Annotated in this window: 18 protein-coding genes; 12 read left to right on the forward strand and 6 right to left on the reverse strand. The window is 65.5% G+C overall.

The annotated features are described in order from the left end of the window. Nucleotides 1-26 precede the first annotated feature (26 nt). Nucleotides 27-1,061: a selenide, water dikinase SelD gene (selD, locus tag N5C91_RS12935; RefSeq protein WP_279830051.1), complete on the forward strand. Its 1,035-nt coding sequence runs from the start codon at nt 27-29 to the stop codon at nt 1,059-1,061. Continuing rightward, nucleotides 1,061-2,161, forward strand: a complete 1,101-nt coding sequence (mnmH, locus tag N5C91_RS12940; RefSeq protein ID WP_279830052.1) for a tRNA 2-selenouridine(34) synthase MnmH — start codon at nt 1,061-1,063, stop codon at nt 2,159-2,161. The genes selD and mnmH overlap by 1 nt, the downstream gene beginning before the upstream one ends. 481 nt (nt 2,162-2,642) lie before the next feature. On the opposite strand, the gene N5C91_RS12945 is transcribed toward mnmH, so the two are convergent. Next, on the reverse strand, nt 2,643-2,990 hold the full coding sequence (locus tag N5C91_RS12945) for a GFA family protein (protein ID WP_279830053.1): 348 nt from the start codon (nt 2,988-2,990) through the stop codon (nt 2,643-2,645). 151 nt (nt 2,991-3,141) lie between these two features. Between N5C91_RS12945 and N5C91_RS12950 the strand changes: the two genes are divergently transcribed. Together N5C91_RS12950 and N5C91_RS12955 are read left to right on the forward strand one after the other, a co-directional pair. Continuing rightward, nucleotides 3,142-3,420 carry a hypothetical protein gene (locus N5C91_RS12950; protein WP_236174557.1) on the forward strand — a complete coding sequence of 93 codons (279 nt, stop codon included), beginning with the start codon at nt 3,142-3,144 and terminating at the stop codon, nt 3,418-3,420. Nucleotides 3,421-3,497: 77 nt separating this feature from the next. Next, complete coding sequence (locus tag N5C91_RS12955) at nt 3,498-4,106, forward strand: flavin reductase family protein (protein ID WP_279830054.1); 609 nt, start codon at nt 3,498-3,500, stop codon at nt 4,104-4,106. 24 nt (nt 4,107-4,130) lie between these two features. On the opposite strand, the gene N5C91_RS12960 is transcribed toward N5C91_RS12955, so the two are convergent. Further along, nucleotides 4,131-4,505: a hypothetical protein gene (locus N5C91_RS12960; protein WP_279830055.1), complete on the reverse strand. Its 375-nt coding sequence runs from the start codon at nt 4,503-4,505 to the stop codon at nt 4,131-4,133. Between the two features lie 273 nt (nt 4,506-4,778). On the opposite strand from N5C91_RS12960, the gene N5C91_RS12965 reads away from it, so the two are divergent. Next, on the forward strand, nt 4,779-6,752 hold the full coding sequence (locus N5C91_RS12965; RefSeq protein ID WP_279830056.1) for a methyl-accepting chemotaxis protein: 1,974 nt from the start codon (nt 4,779-4,781) through the stop codon (nt 6,750-6,752). Here the strand turns inward: N5C91_RS12965 and N5C91_RS12970 are convergent. Together N5C91_RS12970 and N5C91_RS12975 are read right to left on the reverse strand one after the other, a co-directional pair. Further along, the gene (locus tag N5C91_RS12970; RefSeq protein WP_279830057.1) at nt 6,720-8,468 is read right to left on the reverse strand and encodes a SulP family inorganic anion transporter; all 1,749 of its coding nucleotides are present in this window, start codon (nt 8,466-8,468) and stop codon (nt 6,720-6,722) included. The genes N5C91_RS12965 and N5C91_RS12970 overlap by 33 nt on opposite strands. Nucleotides 8,469-9,110: 642 nt before the next feature. Further along, the gene (locus tag N5C91_RS12975) at nt 9,111-10,115 is read right to left on the reverse strand and encodes an NADP-dependent oxidoreductase (RefSeq protein ID WP_279830058.1); all 1,005 of its coding nucleotides are present in this window, start codon (nt 10,113-10,115) and stop codon (nt 9,111-9,113) included. A gap of 228 nt (nt 10,116-10,343) precedes the next feature. Here N5C91_RS12975 and N5C91_RS12980 point away from each other — a divergent pair, with 228 nt between their 5' ends. The 7 genes from N5C91_RS12980 to N5C91_RS13010 all read left to right on the forward strand — a co-directional run bounded on the left by N5C91_RS12980 (nt 10,344) and on the right by N5C91_RS13010 (nt 19,061). Beyond that, the gene (locus N5C91_RS12980) at nt 10,344-11,105 is read left to right on the forward strand and encodes an SDR family oxidoreductase (RefSeq protein ID WP_279830059.1); all 762 of its coding nucleotides are present in this window, start codon (nt 10,344-10,346) and stop codon (nt 11,103-11,105) included. Nucleotides 11,106-11,598: 493 nt separating this feature from the next. Beyond that, the gene (locus N5C91_RS12985; RefSeq protein ID WP_279830060.1) at nt 11,599-12,489 is read left to right on the forward strand and encodes a bile acid:sodium symporter family protein; all 891 of its coding nucleotides are present in this window, start codon (nt 11,599-11,601) and stop codon (nt 12,487-12,489) included. 254 nt (nt 12,490-12,743) lie between these two features. After that, a complete protein-coding gene (locus tag N5C91_RS12990; protein WP_279830061.1) occupies nt 12,744-13,289 on the forward strand; it encodes a fimbrial protein in 546 nt (181 codons plus the stop codon). A gap of 90 nt (nt 13,290-13,379) precedes the next feature. Next, entirely contained in the window at nt 13,380-14,120 is a 741-nt protein-coding gene (locus N5C91_RS12995) for a fimbria/pilus periplasmic chaperone (protein ID WP_279830062.1), read from the forward strand. Nucleotides 14,121-14,220: 100 nt separating this feature from the next. Further along, on the forward strand, nt 14,221-16,761 hold the full coding sequence (locus N5C91_RS13000) for a fimbrial biogenesis outer membrane usher protein (protein WP_279830063.1): 2,541 nt from the start codon (nt 14,221-14,223) through the stop codon (nt 16,759-16,761). A 37-nt stretch (nt 16,762-16,798) separates the two neighbouring features. After that, nucleotides 16,799-17,827, forward strand: a complete 1,029-nt coding sequence (locus N5C91_RS13005; protein ID WP_279830064.1) for a fimbrial protein — start codon at nt 16,799-16,801, stop codon at nt 17,825-17,827. A 931-nt stretch (nt 17,828-18,758) separates the two neighbouring features. Further along, nucleotides 18,759-19,061 carry a LasR-specific antiactivator QslA gene (locus N5C91_RS13010; RefSeq protein WP_236174545.1) on the forward strand — a complete coding sequence of 101 codons (303 nt, stop codon included), beginning with the start codon at nt 18,759-18,761 and terminating at the stop codon, nt 19,059-19,061. A gap of 352 nt (nt 19,062-19,413) precedes the next feature. On the opposite strand, the gene N5C91_RS13015 is transcribed toward N5C91_RS13010, so the two are convergent. Together N5C91_RS13015 and N5C91_RS13020 are read right to left on the reverse strand one after the other, a co-directional pair. Beyond that, entirely contained in the window at nt 19,414-20,577 is a 1,164-nt protein-coding gene (locus N5C91_RS13015) for an AAA family ATPase (protein WP_279830065.1), read from the reverse strand. Nucleotides 20,578-20,624: 47 nt separating this feature from the next. After that, on the reverse strand, nt 20,625-21,824 hold the full coding sequence (locus N5C91_RS13020; protein ID WP_279830066.1) for a benzoate/H(+) symporter BenE family transporter: 1,200 nt from the start codon (nt 21,822-21,824) through the stop codon (nt 20,625-20,627). Nucleotides 21,825-21,829 lie beyond the last annotated feature (5 nt).

The raw sequence follows: 21,829 nt of genomic DNA on the forward strand, positions 1-21,829 counted from the left end.
TTTGTTTTCCCTGCCGGAGCCTCCCGATGAGCGAACCGATCCGCCTGACCCAGTACAGCCATGGTGCCGGTTGCGGCTGCAAGATTTCCCCCAAGGTGCTGGAGGTGATCCTCGCCGGCAGCGGCGCGCAGAACCTCGACCCGAAGCTGTGGGTCGGCAACGCCTCGCGCGATGACGCCGCCGTCTATGCTATCGACGCCGAGCGCGGGGTGGTGTCCACCACCGACTTCTTCATGCCGATCGTCGACGATCCCTTCGATTTCGGCCGCATCGCCGCCACCAACGCCATCAGTGATATCTACGCCATGGGCGGCGACCCGCTGATGGCGATTGCCATTCTCGGCTGGCCGGTGAACGTGCTGGCACCGGAAATCGCCCGCGAAGTGATCGCCGGCGGCCGCAAGGTCTGCGACGAGGCTGGCATTCCGCTGGCGGGCGGGCACTCCATCGACGCGCCCGAGCCGATTTTCGGCCTCGCCGTCACCGGGCTGGTGGAGAAGCGCTTCATGAAGCGCAACGACACCGCCACCGCCGGCTGCAAGCTGTACCTGACCAAGCCGCTGGGCATTGGCATCCTCACCACCGCGGAGAAGAAGGCCAAATTGCGCACCGAGGACGTCGGCGTCGCGCGCGACTGGATGTGTACCCTGAACAAGCCCGGCGCGCGCTTCGGCAAGCTCGACGGCGTGAAGGCGATGACCGACGTCACCGGCTTCGGCCTGCTCGGCCACCTGGTGGAAATGGCCGACGGCAGTGGCCTGACCGCCCGCGTGCGCTACGACGCCGTGCCGCGCCTGGCCAGCGTCGAGTACTACCTGGAGGCCGGCTGCGTGCCCGGTGGCACCCTGCGCAACTTCGACAGCTACGGCGAGCGCATCGCGCCGTTGCCGGAACTGCACAAGCTGTTGTTGTGCGACCCGCAGACCAGCGGCGGCCTGCTGGTGGCGGTCGAGCCCGCGGGCGAGGCGCAGTTCCTCACCACCGCCAGGGAACTGGGTATGGACCTGGCGCCCATCGGCGAGCTGGTTGGCCGACAGAGCCACGCGGTCGAGGTGGAGTGATGCGCGACAACACCCGCCACTACCGCGAGCTGTTCCTCGGCGACGTGAAGATGATGGACGTGCGCGCCCCGGTCGAATTCGGCAAGGGCGCCTTCCCCAACGTGATCAACCTGCCGCTTATGAACGACATCGAGCGGCAGAAGGTCGGCACCAGCTACAAGCAGCATGGCCAGCAGGCGGCCATCGCCCTGGGCCACGAACTGGTCTGCGGCCAGATCAAGGCCGAGCGGATCGAAGCCTGGGCGAGCTTCGCCAGGGCCAACCCCGAGGGCTACCTGTACTGCTTCCGCGGTGGCCTGCGCTCGCAGATCACCCAGCAGTGGCTGAAGACCGAGGCCGGCATCGACTACCCGCGCGTGGTCGGCGGCTACAAGGCGATGCGCGGTTTCCTCTTCGACACCACTCGCGCCGCCACCGAGGAATGCCAGTTCGTGCTGGTGGGCGGCCTGACCGGCACCGGCAAGACCGAGGTCATCGCGCAACTGGCCAACAGCCTGGACCTGGAAGGCCACGCCAACCATCGCGGCTCCGCCTTCGGCCGCCGCGCCACGCCGCAGCCGGCGCAGATCGATTTCGAGAACCGCCTGGCCATCGACATCCTGAAGAAGCGCCACGCCGGCATGGAGCAGTTCGTGCTGGAGGATGAGGGGCGCATCGTCGGCAGCTGCTCGGTGCCGCTGGAGCTGTACCAGGGCATGCAGCACTACCCGCTGGTGTGGCTGGAGGACAGCTTCGAGCAGCGCGTGGAACGCATCCTCCAGGACTACGTGGTGAACCTGTGCGCCGACCATGTGCAAGTGGTGGGCGAGGAGGGCGGTTTCGACTCCTTCGCGGCTTACCTGCGCAAGAGCCTGGCGGGTATCGTCAAACGCCTGGGCGGCGAGCGCTACCAGCGCCTCGCGGCGATCATGGACGCGGCTCTGGACGAGCAGAAGCGCAGCGGCGCGGTAGACCTGCACCGTGGCTGGATCGAGGGCCTGCTGGGCGAATACTACGATCCGATGTATGCCTTCCAGCGCGAGAGCAAGGGCGAACGCGTGGAGTTCCGCGGAACACAGGACGAAGTAATGGAGTACCTGCGCTTCCGCGCGGAGCGGTAATCGGCTCTTTGTAGGAGCGAGCTTGCTCGCGAGCCGCCTCGCCGTGGGGGTTGTTCGCGAGCAAGCTCGCTCCTACGAAAAGAACGGCGCAGGCCAGTGGTGGCGGACCCCGCCCCGATGTCTTCAACCTGGCTGCGCCGTTATGGCATCGGCGCATAATCCGTTCCGGGTTATGCGCCCTACATACTTGCACCGGCGCCACAATGGAGCATTACCGTAGGTGCGATACCCATGCTGCTGTCTGCGCATCAGAACGATGGGTATCGCTGCGCTCCACACCATCCTACGCAAGCGTTCGCCGGAAAGGGTGGCGGAGCTTCGTAGGGCTCTTTGTAGGAGCGAGCTTGCTCGCGAACCCGTTGGAATCGGTACGACGCTGGGCCAATCGCGGACGGAGTCCGCTCCTACGCACATGCGGGACCTTGTGTAGGAGCGGACTCCGTCCGCGATGTCGTCAGGCCCGCAGGGGAGCAGGCATTTCTCACCGGCTCTTGCCGTCGTACTCCGTCACCGTCAGCCCCGCCAGCTCCACGCCCGGCAGGCAGCGCACATTGATCGCCGCCATCGGCGTGCCGTCCGGCGCGCTGGCGTAGGCCAGGGGAGCGCAGCCGCAGGTGGGGCAGAAGCGATGTTCGATGCGGTGGGTGTTGAACGTGTAGGTGCTCATCGCACTCTCGGGAGTCGTCAGCTTCAGCTTGCCGCGCGGCACGAACCACAGCAGCGAACCCTTGCGTCGGCAGATCGAGCAGTTGCATGACACGACTTCACCGACATCCCCTTCCACTTCGAACGCGATCTGCCCGCAATGGCAGCTGCCCTGGTGCACCATGATCCGTCTCCTTCTCGGGATATCCCGTGGGCAATCAGTGTAGTAGTCGCTTGAATGCCATCCGTCCGATGGCATACTGCGGCGCCGTCCGGCAGGCCTCTGCGCCGCGTTCTAAGCTGGAACCATTCCGAACACCCGCAGGAGTTTCGTCATGCCGCGCATTCCCCTGATCATCGCCCTGTTGCTGGCCGTCGCTGGCTGCTCGGGCAAGACCGTCAACCGCGACAGCTGCGCCAACGAGCTGAACGCCGCCTGGCACGAACTGGACCTGGCCAAGGCCGAAGGTTTCGCCGGCACCGTCAGCTACTCCAAGGCCCTGGGCCTGCTCACCGCCGCCAAGACTCAGCAGCAGGTCGAGGCCTACGACGGATGCTCGGACAAGGCCAGCCGCGCGCGCTTCTACATCAAGGAATCCCGCGCCGGCCGTTGAGCCGCGCGCAGCCGGGCCGCCGGGAGCGGCCCCGCGACTTCCCATTGCATCGCCCATCGCCCTGTCCGGACTTGCCCATGCAACTCGACTTCACCCAACTGTCCAAGGCCGAGGCCTATCGCTGGCTGGCCTCCACTGTCACGCCGCGGCCGATCGCCTGGGTCTCCACGTTGTCCGCGGACGGCCAGAGCAACCTCGCGCCGTTCAGCTTCTTCCAGGTCATCAGCGATTCGCCGCCGACCCTGCTGGTCAACACCAGCGTGCGCGACGACGGTAGCGTCAAGGACACCCTGCGCAACGTGCGCGAGACCGGTGAGCTGGTCATTCACCTGGTCAGCGCCGCCCAGGCCGAGCAGATGAACGCCACGGCCGCCTGGCTGCCCCACGGTGTCAGTGAGATCGAGCACGCCGGCATCGCCTCCGTGCCCAGCGAGCGCGTGGCGCCGCCGCGGGTGGCTGGCGCGCCGGTGGCCTTCGAGTGCCAGTTGGCGGAAATCCTGCCGTACCCGGCGGAAAACCCCTCCAGCATGCTGATCTTCGCCCGTGTGCTGCTGGCGCATATCGATGAATCGGTGATGCACGACGAGCGTCATGTCGACCCGGTGAAGCTGGACCTGGTGGGTCGTCTGGGCGGCACCCAGTACAGCTATACCCGTGACACCTTCAGCATGATTCGCCCCAGGTAGGTGCTGGCGCCTGGCGCAGTGCTGTCAGGTGAACTCCAGCTCCAGGCCAAGCTGCCAATCGATGCCGCCCATGCGCGCCACGTCCAGCCGCTCGCCAAGGCTGAAGAGTTCCGAGAGCAAAGCGTCGCGATGGGGGTATTGCTGCGCGCTGCCGTGAACCAGGCGGACGATGTCATGCACCATCTGCCAGCCGGTCTGGGCATCGAACCAGCAGTCCAGCCATTCGTCCCTGGCCTCGTCGTAGGCCTGCGGGTAGACGAACTCACGGATCGGCAGGTTGCCGCGAGCCAGCAGCAACGGATCGAGGCGCCGTTGCTCGCGGTACAGCTCCGGCAGGCACAGTGTGTCGGCGTATCCTGCCAGAGGGCGCTGCAGGACCAGTTGGTAGTAGGCGTTCATCCGCAACCAGGAGTGGAAAGTCAGGTGCCGGAATCTGCACGGTCGGAGCGCTAGGTCGCTGTCGGCGAGTTCCGTAACCGTGTCAGGAAAGTCCTGTTCAGTGTTCTGGATGCGACCTTCACGTATCTCTCCGCAGCATCACCGTGCCATCACCGTCTCGCCCTCTATCCAGCCAGCGGGCGGCGCTCCTAATGTTCCGCCCAAAAGCAGCGATAACGATCAGGAGACCTTCGAGGATTTCCTGAAACGCCATTGCGGATGGGGGGAGATGCCATGGTTGCCTTCGTGCAGCGTCGTCTGGCCGACATGGGTACGGCGAAGAAACTGGCCATCGGCTTCGGCCTGGTGCTATTGCTCACCACCCTGGTGGCGGTGATCGGCGTTACTTCGCTGCGGGGCATTGCCCAGCGCTTTGACCTGCTCGGCGACATGTCGACCATCAACCGCGAGTTGCTGGAGATGCGCCAGAGCGAGAAGGACTTTGTGATCGACGCCAGCGATGCTTCCGCCAAGCGTCTGCGCGAGCACGCCGGCAACCTCGGCGAAGCGGTGGCGCGGCTCAAGGCGCAGCCGCAGCAGGCAACGGCCATGGCCGGCGTGGAGCAGGGTGTCGCCGACTACCTGGCGGCTTTCGCCAGTTTCGAGAAATCCAGCAAGAGCCGACGCCTGTCGCTGGACGCCGCCACCTGGTCGGTGAACGGCGCCTCCAACAGCCTGGACATCCTGCAGTCGAGCCTGGCCGACGACGGCGCCTACGAACTCAAGGAATCCCAGGGCCAGAAGGGCGAGGAACTGCTGCAGCAGGCCGCCCAGGTCAGCCAGCTCTATCGTCTGGTGCTGCAGGGCCTGAACGAGGCACGCTCGCGCCTGGAGGCCGGCAGCGACGCGAAGGAGGGCAGCGCCGAGAAGGCCGAGGTGGGGCGCATCAAGTCCGCCGCCGAGGCGCTGGAGCTGTCCGCGAAGCTGCAGGAGGTTATCACCGACCCGACCTATGTTTCGGTGCTCAAGGACGTCATCACCAACATCAACGCCTTCGTCGAGAAGCTCGACGAATACACCGCCAGCCTCGAGCAGGAAAAACAGGTCCACGCGCAGATGAACGAGCGCGCGGCCCAGGTCATGCAGCAGGTCGACGACGCCTACTCCGCTCAGCGTGCGGCCATGCAGAAGCAGTTGCGCACCAACACGCTGCTGATCGTCGCTTCGGCGGCGCTGGCGCTGCTGGTGGGCGCGCTGGCTTCGTTGCTGATCACCTGGATGATCGTGCGCCCGCTGCGCCAGGTCATCGGCATGGCCAGCCGCATCGCCGAGGGGGACCTGAGCGTCAGTATCGACGTGCGCCGCAAGGACGAGGTTGGTCAACTGATGGGGGCGGTGGGCAGCATGGCCGACAGCCTGCGCGGCATCGTCAGCCGGCTCAGCGCGGGCGTCGGGCAGATCACCGCCTCGGCGCAGGCGCTGTCCAGTGTCACCGAGCGTACCCAGCATGGGGTGAACTCGCAGAAGGCCGAGACCGACCAGGTCGCCACGGCGATGAACCAGATGGCCGCCACCGTTCACGACGTCGCGCGCAACGCCGAGGAAGCCGCCAGTTCCGCCGAACAGGCCGACGGCAAGGTCGCCAGCGGGCAGGACGTGGTACGCCAGACCCTCGGCCGCATCGAGCAGCTGGCCGAAGCCGTGCGTGCCGCCACGCAGAGCATCGAGCAACTGGGCCGCGAGAGCCAGAGCATTGGCAGCGTGCTGGACGTGATCAAGAACGTCGCCGAGCAGACCAACCTGCTGGCGCTCAACGCGGCCATCGAGGCGGCGCGGGCGGGGGAGCAGGGCCGGGGCTTTGCCGTGGTGGCCGACGAAGTGCGGGCGCTGGCGCGGCGCACCCAGCAGTCCACCGCCGAGATCGAGACGCTGATCGCTGCCCTGCAGAGTGGTGCGAATACGTCGGTGCAGCGCATGCAGCGCAGTCACGCGCTGGTGGAGATGACCGTGGGCGACGCGGTGCAGACTGAGGCCGCGCTGGGCAACATCGCCTCGGCGGTGGCGGTGATCCACCAGATGAACCAGCAGATCGCCGCCGCCTCCGAGCAGCAGAGCGCGGTGGCCGAGGAGATCAGCCGCAGCGTCACCAGCATCCGCGGCATTGCCGACGAATCGGCGCAGGCCATGCAGTCCACGGCGTCTTCCAGCGTCGAGCTGGCGCAGCTCAGCCGCGAACTACAAGGGCTGGTCGGGCAGTTCCGGCTGTGATGCCACTGCGGTGCGCCCGGCGGCTTCCTGCTCGCGCTTGCGCTGCTGGTGCCAGCGCCGGTAGGCGTTGACGCCCGCGCGCACCGAGCTGAACACCAGCGGCGGTTTTATCTCGCCGAGCAGTTGCGAACGCTTGAGCAGGCCCAGCGTCTCGCCGGTGACCCGCGCCAATGACAGGTGCACGCCCTGGGCGTCGAGGGTCTGCTGCACCTCGCGCAGCGTCGTCAGGCCGCTGATATCCAGGTTGAGGATACCTTCGGCATTGAGCAGCACGGCGCGGGCATGCGGCGTCCGGGCTACCACCTCGAGGATGCGCTGCTTGAAGTAGTCGGCATTGAAGAACAGGATCGGCGCGTCGAAGCGGTAGATCACCAGCCCCGGCAAGGTGCGTGCGTTGGGGTACTGCTCGATCTCCACCTGGCCGTCGATGCCGTGCACCCAGCCCATCACCGCGTCGTGCGGGCGATAGGTGAGATAGAGCAGCCGCAGCAGGGCCAGCATGATGGCGACGAAGATGCCCGGCAGCACGCCAACGCTGAGCACGCCGACCGTGGTCAGTACGCACAGGCCGAACTCGAACCGGCTCAGCGCCCAGAAACCGCGCAGCGCGCGGAAGTCGATCAGGCCCCAGCCGGCCATCAGCAGCACCGCGCCCAGCGCTGGCATTGGCACCCAGCCTAGCGGCTTGCTGAACAGCAGCAGAACCAGGCCGATCACCAGCGCGGCGACTATGCCGACCATCTGGCTCTTGCCGCCGACCATGTCGTTCACCGCGGTACGCGAGTCGGCGCCGCTGATGACGAAGCCCTGGGATATCCCCGCGCCGATGTTGGCCATGCCCAGCGCCATGAACTCGTGGTTGGCGTCGATGGCGTAGCCGTGGCGGGCGGCGAAGCTGCGCGCGGTGAGCATGGCGCTGCAGAAGCTGACGATGGTGATGCCCATGGCGTCGCGGAACAGGCTGCCGGCCTCCTCGACGCTGGTCTTCGGCCAGCTCAGGTGCGGCAGGCCTTGCGGCACTTCGCCGAGCAACTTGATGCCGTATTGGTCCAGGCCGAACAGGGCCGCGATGACCGAGGCGAATAACACGCCCACCAGGGCTCCGGGAATCTTCGGGTAGCGTCGCGGCAGCAGGATCATCAGCACCAGGGTGCCGACGCCCAGTGCCAGCGTCGGCAGGTGCGTATCGGCGAGGTTGCGCGCCAGCGCGATCAGGCCACGAACAAAGCCGCTGGTTTCGCTGTGGTAGCCAAGGATCTTGCCCAGCTGTCCGGCGATCAGGCTCAGGCCGATGCCGTTGAGGTAACCCACCAGGGTTGGCCGCGAGAGGAAGCTGGCGACGAAACCGGCGCGGGCGAAGCCGGCGGCGATGGACAGGATGCCCACCAGCACCGCGACGATCATTGACAACTGCAGCAGCCGCTCCGGGTTGCCTGCCGCCAGCGGCGTGATGGCCGCCGCGACCATCGCGGCGGTGGCGGCATCCGGGCCGACCATCAGTTGCCGCGAGCTGCCGACAATCGCGTAGATCAGCATCGGCAGAATGCAGGCGTAGAGCCCGACCTGAGGCGGGAAGCCGATGATCTGCGAGTAGGCGATGGCGGTGGGAATCTGCACGGCAGCCACCGACAGGCCGGCCTGGATATCGCGCGGCAGCCAGTCGTAGCGGTAGTGCAGCAGGCTGTCCAGACCGGGCAGCCAGCGGGCGAGGGACATCGGGGATCTTCCTTGGAATCGGCCAAGGGAAATCCTAGCTGGAAAGGCGCCTCAGAGCTTGTCGGAAATCATCGAGATAGAGGTCTGAAAGAAGGAAGGTCATTGGTTTGTGGCTCCGGTGCCGGGCTTGCCCCCCACCCCAGCCCTCGGCTTTGGCATCCTGCGTCGCTCTACCTCCTGCATCCATGCAGTCGTCTCCCAGAGGGAGAGGGGGCAGTACGGTGCAGGATGAAACCACGGCATCAGTCGGCACAATCGGTTCCGATTCCTTCAGGGAGAGGGTAGTTCGGTGCAGGATGAAGGCATGTTCCAAGCCGGCACAACCGGTCCCCTCTCCCTCAAGAACGGGGAGCGCAGCCAGGGCCAGGAGGAGGGGCTTTTGAGCGGATTCATCGGCGATTCGGCCGACAGGCCGGGCCGTAACGCCACCCCGAACGGAAATGCGGGGAAACTGTAGGAGCGAGCTTGCTCGCGAACGCTCTTGCCGACGACATCGGTGCCGGGCGGGTTCGCGAGCAAGCTCGCTCCTACAAGGTTGCCGCTGCCCGCCGATGATCGGCTTCGGGTAGGAGCGGACTCCGTCCGCGATAGGCCCGCATTGCGCCGGAGACCATCGCGGACAGAGTCCGCTCCTACGGCGCCTCAGACCTTCAGCACCAGCTTGCCGAAGTTCTCGCCGCTGAACAGCTTGGCCAGGGTCTCGGGGAAGGTTTCCAGCCCCTCGACGATGTCCTCCTTCGATTTCAGCTTGCCTTCGCCGATCCAGGTCGCCATGTCCTTGAAGCCCTCCTGGAAGCGGTGGGCGTAATCCATCACCACCATGCCTTCCATGCGTGCGCGGTTGACCAGCAGCGACAGATAGTTGGCCGGGCCGCGCACCGCTTCCTTGTTGTTGTACTGGCTGATCGCGCCGCAGATCACCACGCGTGCCTTGGGCGCCAGGCGGGCCAGCACGGCGTCGAGGATGTCGCCGCCGACGTTGTCGAAGAACACGTTCACGCCCTTTGGGCACTCGCGCTTGAGGCCGGCATTGACGTCCTCGGCCTTGTAGTCGATGGCGCTGTCGAAGCCCAGTTCATCGATCAGGTAGCGGCATTTGTCGGCGCCGCCGGCGATGCCGACCACACGGCAGCCTTTGATTTTCGCGATCTGTCCGACCACGCTGCCCACCGCGCCGGCGGCGCCGGAGACGACCACGGTGTCACCGGCCTGGGGCAGGCCGACGTCGAGGAAGCCGAAGTAGGCGGTCATGCCGGTCATGCCCAGCGCCGAGAGATACAGCGGCAGCGGCGCGCGCTGGCTGTCGACCTTGTAGAAGCCCTTCGGCTCGCCGAGGAAATAATCCTGCACGCCGAGGGCGCCGTTCACTTCGTCGCCGACCTTGAAGTCCGGGTGCTGCGAGGCGATCACCTTGCCCACGCCCAGGGCGCGCATCACGTCGCCGATGGCCACCGGGGCGATATAGGACTTGGCGTCGTTCATCCAGCCGCGCATGGCCGGGTCCAGCGACAGGTACTGGTTCTTCACCAGGATCTGCCCCGGGCCAGGCTCGCCGACCGGAGTTTCCACATAGGCGAAGGTGTCGCGGGTGGCGGCGCCGACCGGGCGCTGGGCGAGCTGGAACTGGCGGTTGATCTGGGCAGACATGGCAGTGGACTCAGTCAGGGGGAAAGCCTAGGTGATAGTCCGCCAGTCGCGCCGGGGCAAGTTCCGTCCGCCGGAGGAATGTCCGTCCATCGGTCCCAGTGATCCGGCTTTGCGCGAATCATCATCGCCGTGGATGCAGCGACGTCGCCCCGCCTGATAGTGCTTCGCGCCGCTGGAGCGCTGGCTAGACTGCAGCGGTTATTTCTCAACCCGCTTCGAGGTTCGCTCATGAGTCAGCTGCTTTCCGGCCAGGTTGCCCTGGTCACTGGCGCCGGTAACGGTATCGGTCGCGCCACCGCCCAGGCCTTCGCCCAGCAGGGCGTGAAAGTCGTGGTTTCCGACGTCGACGCCAAGGGCGGTGAAGCCACCGTCGAGCTGATCCGCGCTGCGGGCGGCGAGGCCACCTTCATCCGCTGCGACGTGACCCGCGACGCCGAGGTCAAGGCGCTGGTGGCGGGCACCGTGGCCGCCTATGGCCGCCTGGACTACGCCTTCAACAACGCCGGCATCGAGATCGAGAAGGGCAAGCTGGCCGACGGCGCGGAAAGCGAGTTCGACGCCATCATGGGCGTCAACGTGAAGGGCGTCTGGCTGTGCATGAAGCACCAGATTCCAGTGATGCTGGAGCAGGGCGGCGGCGCCATCGTCAACACCGCCTCGGTGGCTGGCCTGGGCGCCGCGCCGAAAATGAGCATCTACGCCGCCTCCAAGCACGCGGTGATCGGCCTGACCAAGTCCGCCGCCATCGAGTACGCGAAGAAGAAAATCCGCATCAACGCCGTGTGCCCGGCGGTGATCGACACCGACATGTTCCGCCGCGCCTACGAGGCCGACACGAAGAAGGCCGAGTTCGCCGCCGCCATGCACCCGGTGGGCCGCGTCGGTCGCGTCGAGGAAATCGCCGGTGCGGTGCTCTACCTGTGCAGCGACAACGCCGGCTTCACCACCGGCATCGCGCTGCCGGTGGATGGCGGGGCCACGGCGATCTGATCCTCGTGGTGCACCCCCGAGCGCAGATCATCTCGTAGGAGCAACTGTCTTCTTCGGTCACTCTGTGCCACTGAGTTCCCCTCACCCCAGCCCTCTCCCAAGGGGAGAGGGGGCAGATCGTGCCGACTGACGCGATGGTTTCACCCTGCACCGACTGGTCTCCTCTCCCTCCGGGAGAGGGTGAGGGCCGGCCCAAGCACAGAGGTATCTCGCAGGAGCGGACTCTGTCCGCGATGGGGTGCCGGCCAGCTCGGAGCGGCTGGGAATCGCGCTCCTACGCGGCTGTTGATCTCGGCATCAACGTCCAGGAGCGGACCATGCCTGTGACCGCGCGTATGGCCGCTCCTGCACCGTCCCATCCGCAGGATCCCATCGCGTTCGCTACAAGACTTCGCATTCTGTTACACGATGAAGTGGTTTTGGCCTGCAAGGCCAGTTACAAGCGCCCAAGAGGCCGAAACAATCGGCCCACCCCAGTTGGAGAATAATGACAATGACCAACGATCCCTTGCTGACGCTTTTCATGCCCATCGCCCTGGGCATCATCATGCTGGGCCTCGGCCTGTCCCTCACCGTCGCCGACTTCGCCCGCGTGGTGCGCTATCCCAAGCCAGTGCTCATCGGCCTGGTTTGCCAGATCATCCTGCTGCCCCTGGCGTGTTTCCTCATTACCGTCGGCTTTGCCCTCGAAGCCGCGCTGGCCGTGGGCATGATGCTGCTCGCCGCATCCCCCGGCGGCACCACGGCGAATCTCTACAGTCACCTGGCCCATGGTGACGTGGCGCTGAACATCACGCTGACCGCGGTGAACTCGGTGATCGCCATCCTCACCATGCCGCTGATCGTGAACATGTCTCTGCTGTACTTCATGAATGACGGCCAGACCATCCCGCTGCAGTTCGGCAAGGTGCTGCAAGTGTTCGCCATCGTCCTCGGCCCCGTGGCCATCGGCATGCTCGTGCGGCGTCTGCTGCCGGCGGTGGCGGCGGCGCTGCAGAAGCCGGTGAAGATTCTCTCCGCGCTGCTGCTGGCGGTGATCATCGGTATGGCCGTGACCAAGGACTGGCAGACCTTCCTCGCCTATGCGCCCATCGTTGGCGCGGCAGCACTGTGCTTCAACCTGCTGAGCCTCGCCGTGGGCTACTGGATTCCGCGCCTGTTGAAGCTCTCCAAGCCGCAATCCATCGCCATCGGCATGGAGATCGGCATTCACAACGGCACCCTCGCCATCGCCCTGGCGCTCAGCCCGATGCTGCTGAACAACAAGACCATGGCCATCCCGGCGGCCATCTATGGCGTGCTGATGTTCTTCACCGCTGGAATATTCGGCTGGTGGGTCAGTCGTGGCGTGGCGACCACGGCGTCGGAACGAGCGCCTGCCTGAGCCGGAAAACTCGCCAACCTGATGGAGCATTGCGCGGATGCCGAGTGCGTCAGCTGATGCTCCAGCGAGGGCGTAGGAGGCTCTGGAACGCGGGTTACGGTCCAATATGGGAATTAATGAGGGGATATAGATTTTTCCTACGCGGTGATGAGGATATTACGGCTGGAGGAGTTTCCGGGTGAGGTCAGAATCTGGCCCTCTCCTTCACCAATGTCGGTGCAGGGAGCCAACTCACTCATGTAGGAACCTCTCAGATGAAAATCTCCCTGATTGCTCTCGCCTCCCTGGCTGCCCTGTCCGCTACCGCGATGCAGGCCCAGGCCGCCGACGGCACCATCAACTTCACCGGCAAGGTGGAAGACGTCACCTGCACCATCCAGGTGAATGGCGCCGGTACCGGCGATGGCGCAGTCACCCTGCCGACCGTTTCCAAAACTTCCCTCAAGGGCATCGGCACCACCGGTGGCGATACCAACTTCTCGATCAAACTCAGCAACTGCACACCTGCTGACAGCGCCAACGGTCTCGGTGTTGCTGTGTTCTTCGAGCCCGGCACCAACGTGACCGACGCTGGCCGTCTGAAAAACACCGGCGCTGGCGCAGAAGAAGTCGACCTGGCCATCTACAAGCAGGGCGAGGGTAGTGCCCTGCAACTGGGCGCCCAGCCTACTCAGAAGTTCGTCGACATCTCCGGCCTGCAGGCCGAAATGCCCTTCACCGTGAAGTACTACTCCAACGCAGCCGAACCGAGCTCCGGTGAAGTGGAATCCAGCGTTACCTACTCGATCGTTTATCCGTAATCGACTGGTAACACGGGCAACCGCCGGGAGTCGCCTGTCGACGGCTCCCGGTATCCCTGGTTTGCGCCCACTTCTGGCGAGGTCACATCGATGAAAGGTTCTCTGCTGGGGCGCCGAGCTCTGCACATGTTGCTGCTGGCTGGCTGCATGCTGGTTGGCCAGGCTCAGGCGTCCATCGTCATCACTGGTACCCGGGTGATCTACCCGTCCGACCAGCGCGAGGTCACGGTGAAACTGAGCAACGACGGGCAGTTCCCCCTGCTCGTGCAGTCCTGGATCGATGAAGGCAACGTCCAGGCCACGCCGGATACTTCTGACGCACCGTTCCTGCTCACTCCGCCGATTGCGCGTATCGACCCGGCCAAGGGCCAGGCGCTGCGTGTGCGCTACACCGGGCAGAAGAGCCTGCCGCAGGACAAGGAGTCGCTGTTCTGGCTCAACGTGCTGGAAGTGCCGCCGTCCTCCGATGACGGGCAAAACCGGCTCAAGGTGGCGTTCCGCAGCCGCATCAAGATGTTCTACCGCCCGGCATCCCTGGCGGGAAATCCGGTGGCCGCTGCCGAGCAGCTGCAATGGCACCTGAATGGTTCGGTGCTCGAAGGCTACAACGCCAGCCCTTACTACGTGTCGCTGGGCAAGGTCAGCCTCACCAGCGGTGGCCAGAGCCGCGATGCGGAACTGGATATCAACTCCAGCCTGATCGCCCCCGGTGAGCACAAGCAGCTGCCGATCAAGGGTGCCGCGCTGAATGCCAGCGGCGGCAAGGTCAGCTACTCCGTGATCAACGACTACGGCAGCAGTACCGCCTATTCGCAAGCCCTGAAACCCTAAATTCCCCCGCCGCCTCCCTCACCCGCAACTTGTCGGGAGGGGGCTGCTCATGCCCGAAAAGCCTGTCCACGGAGGGGCTCGAGGGCAACCGAGGTGAGCCATGAACACGTCCAGACGCCATCCCGTGCACCGCTTTGCCTTTGCGCTCAAGCCGCTGGCCATTGCGTTGGCCCTGGCGCTGCTGAGTGGCATGGCCGATGCGGCAGATGGCAGCTCGGTAAAGTTCGACAACGACATGCTCTGGGGGCGCGGTGCGCAGTCGTTGAACCTGACCCGCTTCCGCGAAGGCAACACCCTGGAGCCCGGCGTGCATACGCTCGATGTCTGGGTCAATGAACAGATGATGGGGCGCCAGGACATCCGCTTCATTGCCGAAGGCCAAGCGGGGCGCGGCGTCGCCTGCCTGACCCGGCTGCAGCTTGAAACCGCCGGCGTGGACCTGGAGAAACTCACTCCAGCCGCCGAAGCGGCCGGCGAAGAGTGTGTCGACCTGCCGACCCTGATCCAGGGCGCTACGTCCAGCCTCGATGCCGGCGAGCAACGCCTGTTGTTGAGCATTCCGCAGGCCTTCCTGCGCAGCAATCCGCGCGGCTACGTCAGCCCCGAGCGCTGGGACCGTGGCGTCAATGCGGCGTTCCTCGACTACAGCACCAACGCCTACCAGAGCGTCACGCAGGGCGAGACCAACCGTAACGCCTACGCCAGCCTCAACGGCGGCGTGAACCTGGGTGACTGGCGGCTGCGCCAACGCTCCTCACTGAACTGGGACAGCGACTCGGGCAGCGACTTCCAGAACCTCAGCACCTATGCCCAGCGTGATATCGACAGCCTGCGCTCCCAGCTGACCCTGGGCGACGCCTTCACTGACGGTGACCTGTTCGACGCGGTATCGATCCGAGGTCTGCGCATGGCTACCGATGACCGCATGCTGCCTGACTCCCAGCGCGGCTACGCGCCGGTGGTACGTGGCGTCGCTGCTACCAACGCGCGCGTCACCATTCGCCAGAACGGCTATGTCATCCAGGAAGTCACCGTCGCCCCGGGGGCGTTCGAGATCAGTGATCTCAACCCCACCAGCGATAACGGCGACCTGGACGTGACCGTCACCGAGGCCGATGGCCAGGAAAGCCATTTCACCGTTCCGTTCTCGTCTGTCGCGCGCTCCCTGCGGCCGGGCGTGTCCCGTTACACCCTCAGCGTTGGCCAGGCCCGCGACCTCAGCTACGGCTCGGCGCCGAAGGTTGGCCAGGCCACCTACCAGCGTGGCCTCACCAACAGCGTCACCGGCTATACCGGCGCAACGGCCTCCGAAGGCTACGCCGCTGGCTTGCTCGGTGGCGTGCTGACCACCGAGTACGGTGCCTTCGGCGCAGACATCACCCATGCCAGCACCAAGCTTGACGATCAATCCTTCACCGGCCAGTCGCTGCGCCTGAGCTACAACAAGATTCTGCAGAGCACCGGCACCCACTTCACGGTGGCCGCGTACCGCTACTCCACCGACGGCTATTTCAGCTTCACCGACGCCCTCAATGCGCGCGACCAACTGGACGAGTACGGGGATAGCAAGGGTGGCGTCGACGCCATCCGCCGAACCCGCAGCCGCAGCGAGGTCAACGTCAGCCAGAACGTCGGTAGCCGCGGCTACCTGTACGTCAACGGCTCGCGCCAGAACTACTGGAACGACACCGGTTTCGATACCCAGTACCAGGCCGGCTACACCCATAACTGGAGTTGGGGCAGCACCTCGGTCAGTGCCGCCCGGACCCAGGATGCCTACGGCACGGCAGACAACCGCACCCTGTTCAGCGTGTCGCTGCCAATCGGCAAGGCAGGCACCAACCGTCCTTACCTGAGCAGCAGCTACAGCCAGAGCAGCAAGGGTTCGAGCAACCTGCAGAGCACGCTGAGCGGCACCGCCGGCAAAGAGGGCCAGGTCAGCTACGGCCTGACCGCATCCCATGACAGCCCCGACTCCGGTGACAGCAGCTCCAGCGTTGGCGCCAACAGCCAGTACCGCACCTCCTTCGGCACCCTGAACGGCTCGGTCAGTGAGAGTTCCGACTACCGCCAGCTTTCGGCCGGCATGAGTGGCTCGGTGGTCGCGCACCCGAGTGGCATCACCTTCGGCCAGAATCTCGGCGACAGCATCGCCATCATCGATGCCCCCGGTGCCGCCGGGGCCAGCGTCAGCAGTGCCGCCAACGTCAAGCTCGACGGCCAGGGCCAGGCCGTGGTGCCGTACCTGTCGCCGTACCGTGTCAACAGTGTCGAACTCGATCCCAAGGGGCTCGACGACGACGTTGAACTCAAGAGCACCCTGCATGACGTCGTTCCGCGCAGCGGCGCGGTGATGCTGGTCAAGTACGACACGGTCAAGGGCCATGCGCTGCTAATCCAGAGCCGCCGGGCCGATGGCAGTGCGCTGCCGTTCGGCGCTTCGGTGTACGACGAGCAGAACCAGGAAGTCGGCATGGTCGGGCAGGGCGGCAAGATCTTTGCGCGGGTCAATGCCGACCAGGGCGTATTGCATGTGCCGCTCGACTCCGCCGGGCAGTGCTCGATCAATTACCGCGTTGCCCCGCGCGTCGCGGATGGCGCCAGCGCGCCGATGGAGACCCTCAATGAAACCTGCAAGTGATTGCCGGGCTGCCGGCGCGGTTCAAGGGAGAGCAATCATGAAAGCCAATCATCGCCTTCTCGCATCGTTCAGCTTGCTCACCAGCATCCTATTGAGTCTGTTTGCCGGAACCGTGCAGGCTGACCCAACCTGCAAAGCCACCGCCGGGGTGTCGATTTCGTTGCCGGCCACTTTCTCGGCGCCACGCGATCGCTCGGAAGGAACCCCGTTGACGGCGTGGACTACCGGTGACGCCCAGGTATTCAATGGCTGCACGGCCAGCGACACCAGCAATGTGTGGCTGCAGGCTGCCATGTTGCTGACGCCAACCGGCAAAAGTGTGGTGAACGACGGCAAGACCTACTCGGTGTTTGAGAGTGGGTTGCGTGGCGTGGGGCTGATCATGAGGACCAAATCGTACAGCTCCTCCACCTGGTGGCCTGTCGAGGCTACGCCGGTCGATCTCTATCGTGGCTGGGGCGCCACATGGACTGCATCCGCCGCGGTTCGCCTGGTTGCTACTGGAGAACCAATTGCCTCCGGCGTGCTCAGCAGCCAGCAGATTGGCGAGTTCACCGTAAAGGACAAGACAAGCGGAAATGCGACCTTGCCTTCGCCGATCAAGATCACTTCCTCGACCGTCACCGCGCAAACCTGCTCGGTGGATGCGGGTTCGAAGAGCTTCACTGTCCCGGTCGGGAAGATCAATGTGCTGGACTTGGCCGGGCCGGTAGGCACCACGGCGGGCAACGCATCGTTCAATATCCGCCTGGACTGCTCCTCGGGGATGGACGTCTTCATGACCTTCACCGATGCCAGCAACCCCGGCAATACCAGCGACCGCCTGGGCCTTTCCGCCTCGTCGCAACAGGCCAGCGGCGTGGCCCTGCAAGTGCGCAGGCTGGGTACGCCGGTGAAGTTCGGGCCGGATTCCTCGGTGGCCGGGAATGCCGGGCAGATTGCCCTGGGCGCTGCGCCGAACGGTGCGCTGGACATCCCGCTCACGGCCAATTTCATCAAGACCGATGCCGTGGTGCGCGGCGGTGACGCGAACGCCGTCGCCACGTTCACCCTGTCCTATCAGTAGACGCCCTGGCGTCGAGCGGCTGGGCCGGCCGGCGTCACGGTGAGTTGTGCTTGCCAGGTTGCTACCGCTCTTCCGGTGGAAAGCGGGAGGGCGGGTTGATCAGCGCCGCAGTCGTCGGAACCTGCGCTGCCCGGCTTTACCCCCGGGCAGCCCGCCCGTGGTTCACGGGCTTGCAGGAAGCGCATCCGTTCAGGTGGCAACCTTCTTCGATCCTGTCTTCGCCCGAGCGCCCTTGTCGCGTCAGCGCCCAGGTTCGCTAGCTACTTTGCTGGCACCTGTCGCCGGGTCTGGGCGGACGACACAGCCGCCAGGCTTCCCTGGTCTGGACGGGGCCAGGGGCGTCGTCGCTCGCCAGGTATTGGGTGACGCAGGATGATCCTAGGCAAATGCGACAAGGTACTCAGGAAGCGTCCTGCACACCCATCGGAAGAGCCTGTAGCATCCCGCATTGCTGCGCTTGCAAGGCCGCCGGTAAGGTTTCCGGGTCGCGACGGTTGTCGTGACCTGGGCGTGGAAACCCGGGCTTTCTTTGCAGGTGCAGTAGCGCCAAGGCAGTTTAGCTGGCGCTATTTACGCGCCCGTCAGTTGCTGTTATGGCGGGTCGTGCGAGGCGGGCTTCGGCCCGGCCGGGGCTCCTGCAAAGCCGGTATTTCCACCCTTGCGCGGCCCGCCTCCTTACTCCGTGGAAAGAGATGAGGTGGGTTAACCCTTTGCAGGAGTACTGAAAGATGCATTACCCCGCTTTTACGCCCGAGCACCACCGGCTTTGTCCCGTGAGATTCCTTCTATCGAATGTCATTGCTTGCCGAATCTCGATGCTCACTCGGCCGAGTATTTGAGGCTTGCGGCTGGCCGTTGGGTGCATTGCCGGCCTGACGGCCCTTTGGCTGTTCTTCGATACATACCGGCACGGCTTGCAAGGAGTCGAGACATGGGAAGCCGATTACCGAATCACCCTGGCGAGTTCTGGAGCCAGGTAGCGCCGGCCGATGGCCAGCCCGGGCTGGCGCTGGGATGGCCAGTCGATTGCCAGGCCGCCATGAACGAAGCGGTTCGGCGCGTCGAGCGCTGGATCGACGATGAGGAACCGCAGGCCGACTTGTGGGTGGCTTTCTTCATCGGTCGCAATGAACAGGAGACCTACACAGAACGTGTGGCCTTCGAAACGGCGTTCCTCTGGCGCGTGCAGCAGCGCCTGATGGGGGCCGCCTCGCCAAGTACGCTGAGGGCCTGAGGAACCGGGTTCGCAAGCAAGCTCGCTCCCGTGGGAACTGACGGGGTGCCTTCCTCCTCCCTCGCATCCCAGAGGTGTTCACGGGAGCGAGCCTGCTTGCGAATCCCCTCACAGCGCAGCGCCTGCACGGTGTCGACGTAGGATGGCGTGGAGCGCAGCGATACCCATCGATTCCATGCAGCAGCATGGGTATCGCAAGCTCCACCCATCCTACGACTGCACGGTCTGCCGGGTGAACCCGACGTAGGATGGTGTGGAGCGCAGCGATACCCATCGATTTCACGCAGCAGGATGGGTATCGCAAGCGCCACGTCATCCCGCGACTCGGCTCCCCGGATACCAATGAGCAGCCCTAGTCCGCCCAGTGCCAGGCCGGTGCATCGAACATGCCCTGGTCGCGGATGCGCGTCTGACCCAGTTCCTTGTCCAGGTGCAGGCAGTTGCACTCGGAGTGCTCCTCCAGCGTGGCGATCAGCCGGCTGGCGTGGGACACGATCCAGACCTGGGTGTGCCTGGAGGCCTCGATGATCAACCGCCCCAGCGCTGGCAACAGGTCCGGGTGCAGGCTGGTTTCCGGTTCGTTGAGCACCATCAGCGACGGCGGGCGCGGGGTCAGCAGGGCGGCGACCAGCAGCAGGTAGCGCAGGGTGCCGTCGGAGAGTTCGGCCGCACTCAATGGCCGCAGCAGGCCGTATTGCTTCAGCGCCACGGCGAAGCGCCCGCCCGGTTGGCAGTCGATCAGCAACTCGGCACCCGGGAAAGCATCGCTGATGGCGGCCTCCAGTGCACTGGCATCACCGATTTCACGAATGGTCTGCAGGGCGGCGGCGAGGTCGCGGCCATCGTGGTGCAGCACCGGTGTGCGCGTGCCCAGTTGCGGCTGGCGCGCGGGGGCGTCGGCGTCGGTGCGGAAATGATCGTAGAAGCGCCAACCGCGAATCTGCTCGCGCAGCAGCAGGGCTTCGGCGCAATCCGAGCCAGTGCCGATCTGGGTGAACAGGCTGTCGAAGGTCGGGATGTGTTGTTCCAGCACCTGCCAGCTGCGGCCTTCGCGGGCACGCAGCATCGGGCCGTTGCGCTCTACCAGTTGCGCGGCGGGGCGGTACCAGGGGCCGGCCCAGATGCTCTCGTGCTTGATTTCCGGGTCCAGGCCAAAAGCGCTGAGCACCGGTGGCGGCGGCAGACCAAGGGCGATGGCGTAACCGAAGTCTTCGCCGGCAAAGCCCAGGCGCAGGCGCTTCACCTCGTTGCGCGGGCCGCCCTGGACTTCCACCTCGCCCGTGCGCATGCGCCGCGAATGGCTTTCCGGCCCGGCCCAGAAGGTAGATTCCAACCCGCCTTCGCGGGCCAGCGCATTGACCACGCCGCCCTGCGCCGTCTCGGCGAGCAGGCGCAGGGCGCGATAGAGGTTGGATTTGCCGCTGCCGTTGGCGCCGGTAATCAGGTTCAGCCGGCCCAGGGGCAGCACCAGCGAGTTGATCGAGCGGTAATTGGCGACGGCCAGGGTGTGCAGCATGCGGGCGATCCGTGGACTGGAAACGCCCGAATGCTAGCAGAGCTCACTCAGCCGGCGCGGCGCCAGTTCAGTACCAACTGTGTCAGCAGGCCCGCCACCAGGCCCCAGAAGGCGGAGCCGACGGAGAACAGGGTGAAGCCTGAAGCGGTGACCAGGAAGGTGACCATCGCCGCTTCGCGCTGGCGCGCGTCGGCCATGGCGTTGGTCAGGCCGTTGGTGATCGAGCCGAGCAGCGCCAGCGCGGCGATGGATAGCACCAGCGCCTTGGGCAGCGCGGCGAACAGGGCCGCCAGGGTGGCGCCGAAGATGCCGGCGATGCCGTAGAACAGTCCGCACCAGAGTGCGGCGGTGTAGCGCTTGTGCGGGTTCTCGTGGGCTTCCGGGCCGGTGCAGATGGCCGCGCTGATGGCTGCGAGGTTGATGCCGTGGGAGCCGAAGGGCGCCAGCAACAGCGAGGCGATGCCGGTGGTGGAGATCAGCGGCGAAGCGGGCACCTGGTAGCCGTCGGCGCGCAGTACGGCGAGGCCCGGCATGTTCTGCGAGGCCATCGCCACGATGAACAGCGGGATGCCGATGCTGATGGTGGCGGCCAGGGAGAAGCTCGGCGTGGTCCACACCGGGCGGGCGATCTCCAGCTGGAAGTGGCTGAAGTTGAGCAGGCCGAGGAAGCCGGCCAGGGCGACACCCACCAGCAACGCGGCGAACACCGCATAGCGCGGCGACAGGCGCTTGGCGACGAGGTAGCTGACGAACATCGCCACCACCAGCGCCGTCTGTTGCTGCGCGGCGTTGCAGATCTCGATACAGATGCGGAACAGCACGCCGGCCAGCAGGGCAGAGGCCAGCGACCCCGGCACCTGGCGCATCAGGCGGTCGAAGCTGCCAGTGACGCCGCAGATCGTGATCAACGCGGCGCAGACGATGAATGCACCGATGGCCTCGCCATACGGCACACCCGGCAGGCTGCTGATCAGCAACGCGGCACCGGGGGTGGACCAGGCGATGACGATGGGCGTGCGGTAGCGCAGGGTCAGACCGATGGTGGTCAGGGCCATGCCGATGGACAGCGCCCAGATCCACGAGGAAATCTGCGCGGTGCTCAGCCCCGCGGCCTGGCCGGCCTGGAACATCAGCACCAGCGAGCTGGTGTAGCCGGTGAGCATGGCGACGAACCCGGCGACGATGGCGGCGGGGGAGGAGTCGGCCAGCGGGCGCAAGGGCGCGGCGGCGGGAGTGCTGTCAGTCATGCACG

This window comes from Pseudomonas sp. GD03903 (assembly GCF_029840045.1).
GTDB lineage: Bacteria > Pseudomonadota > Gammaproteobacteria > Pseudomonadales > Pseudomonadaceae > Pseudomonas > Pseudomonas pseudonitroreducens.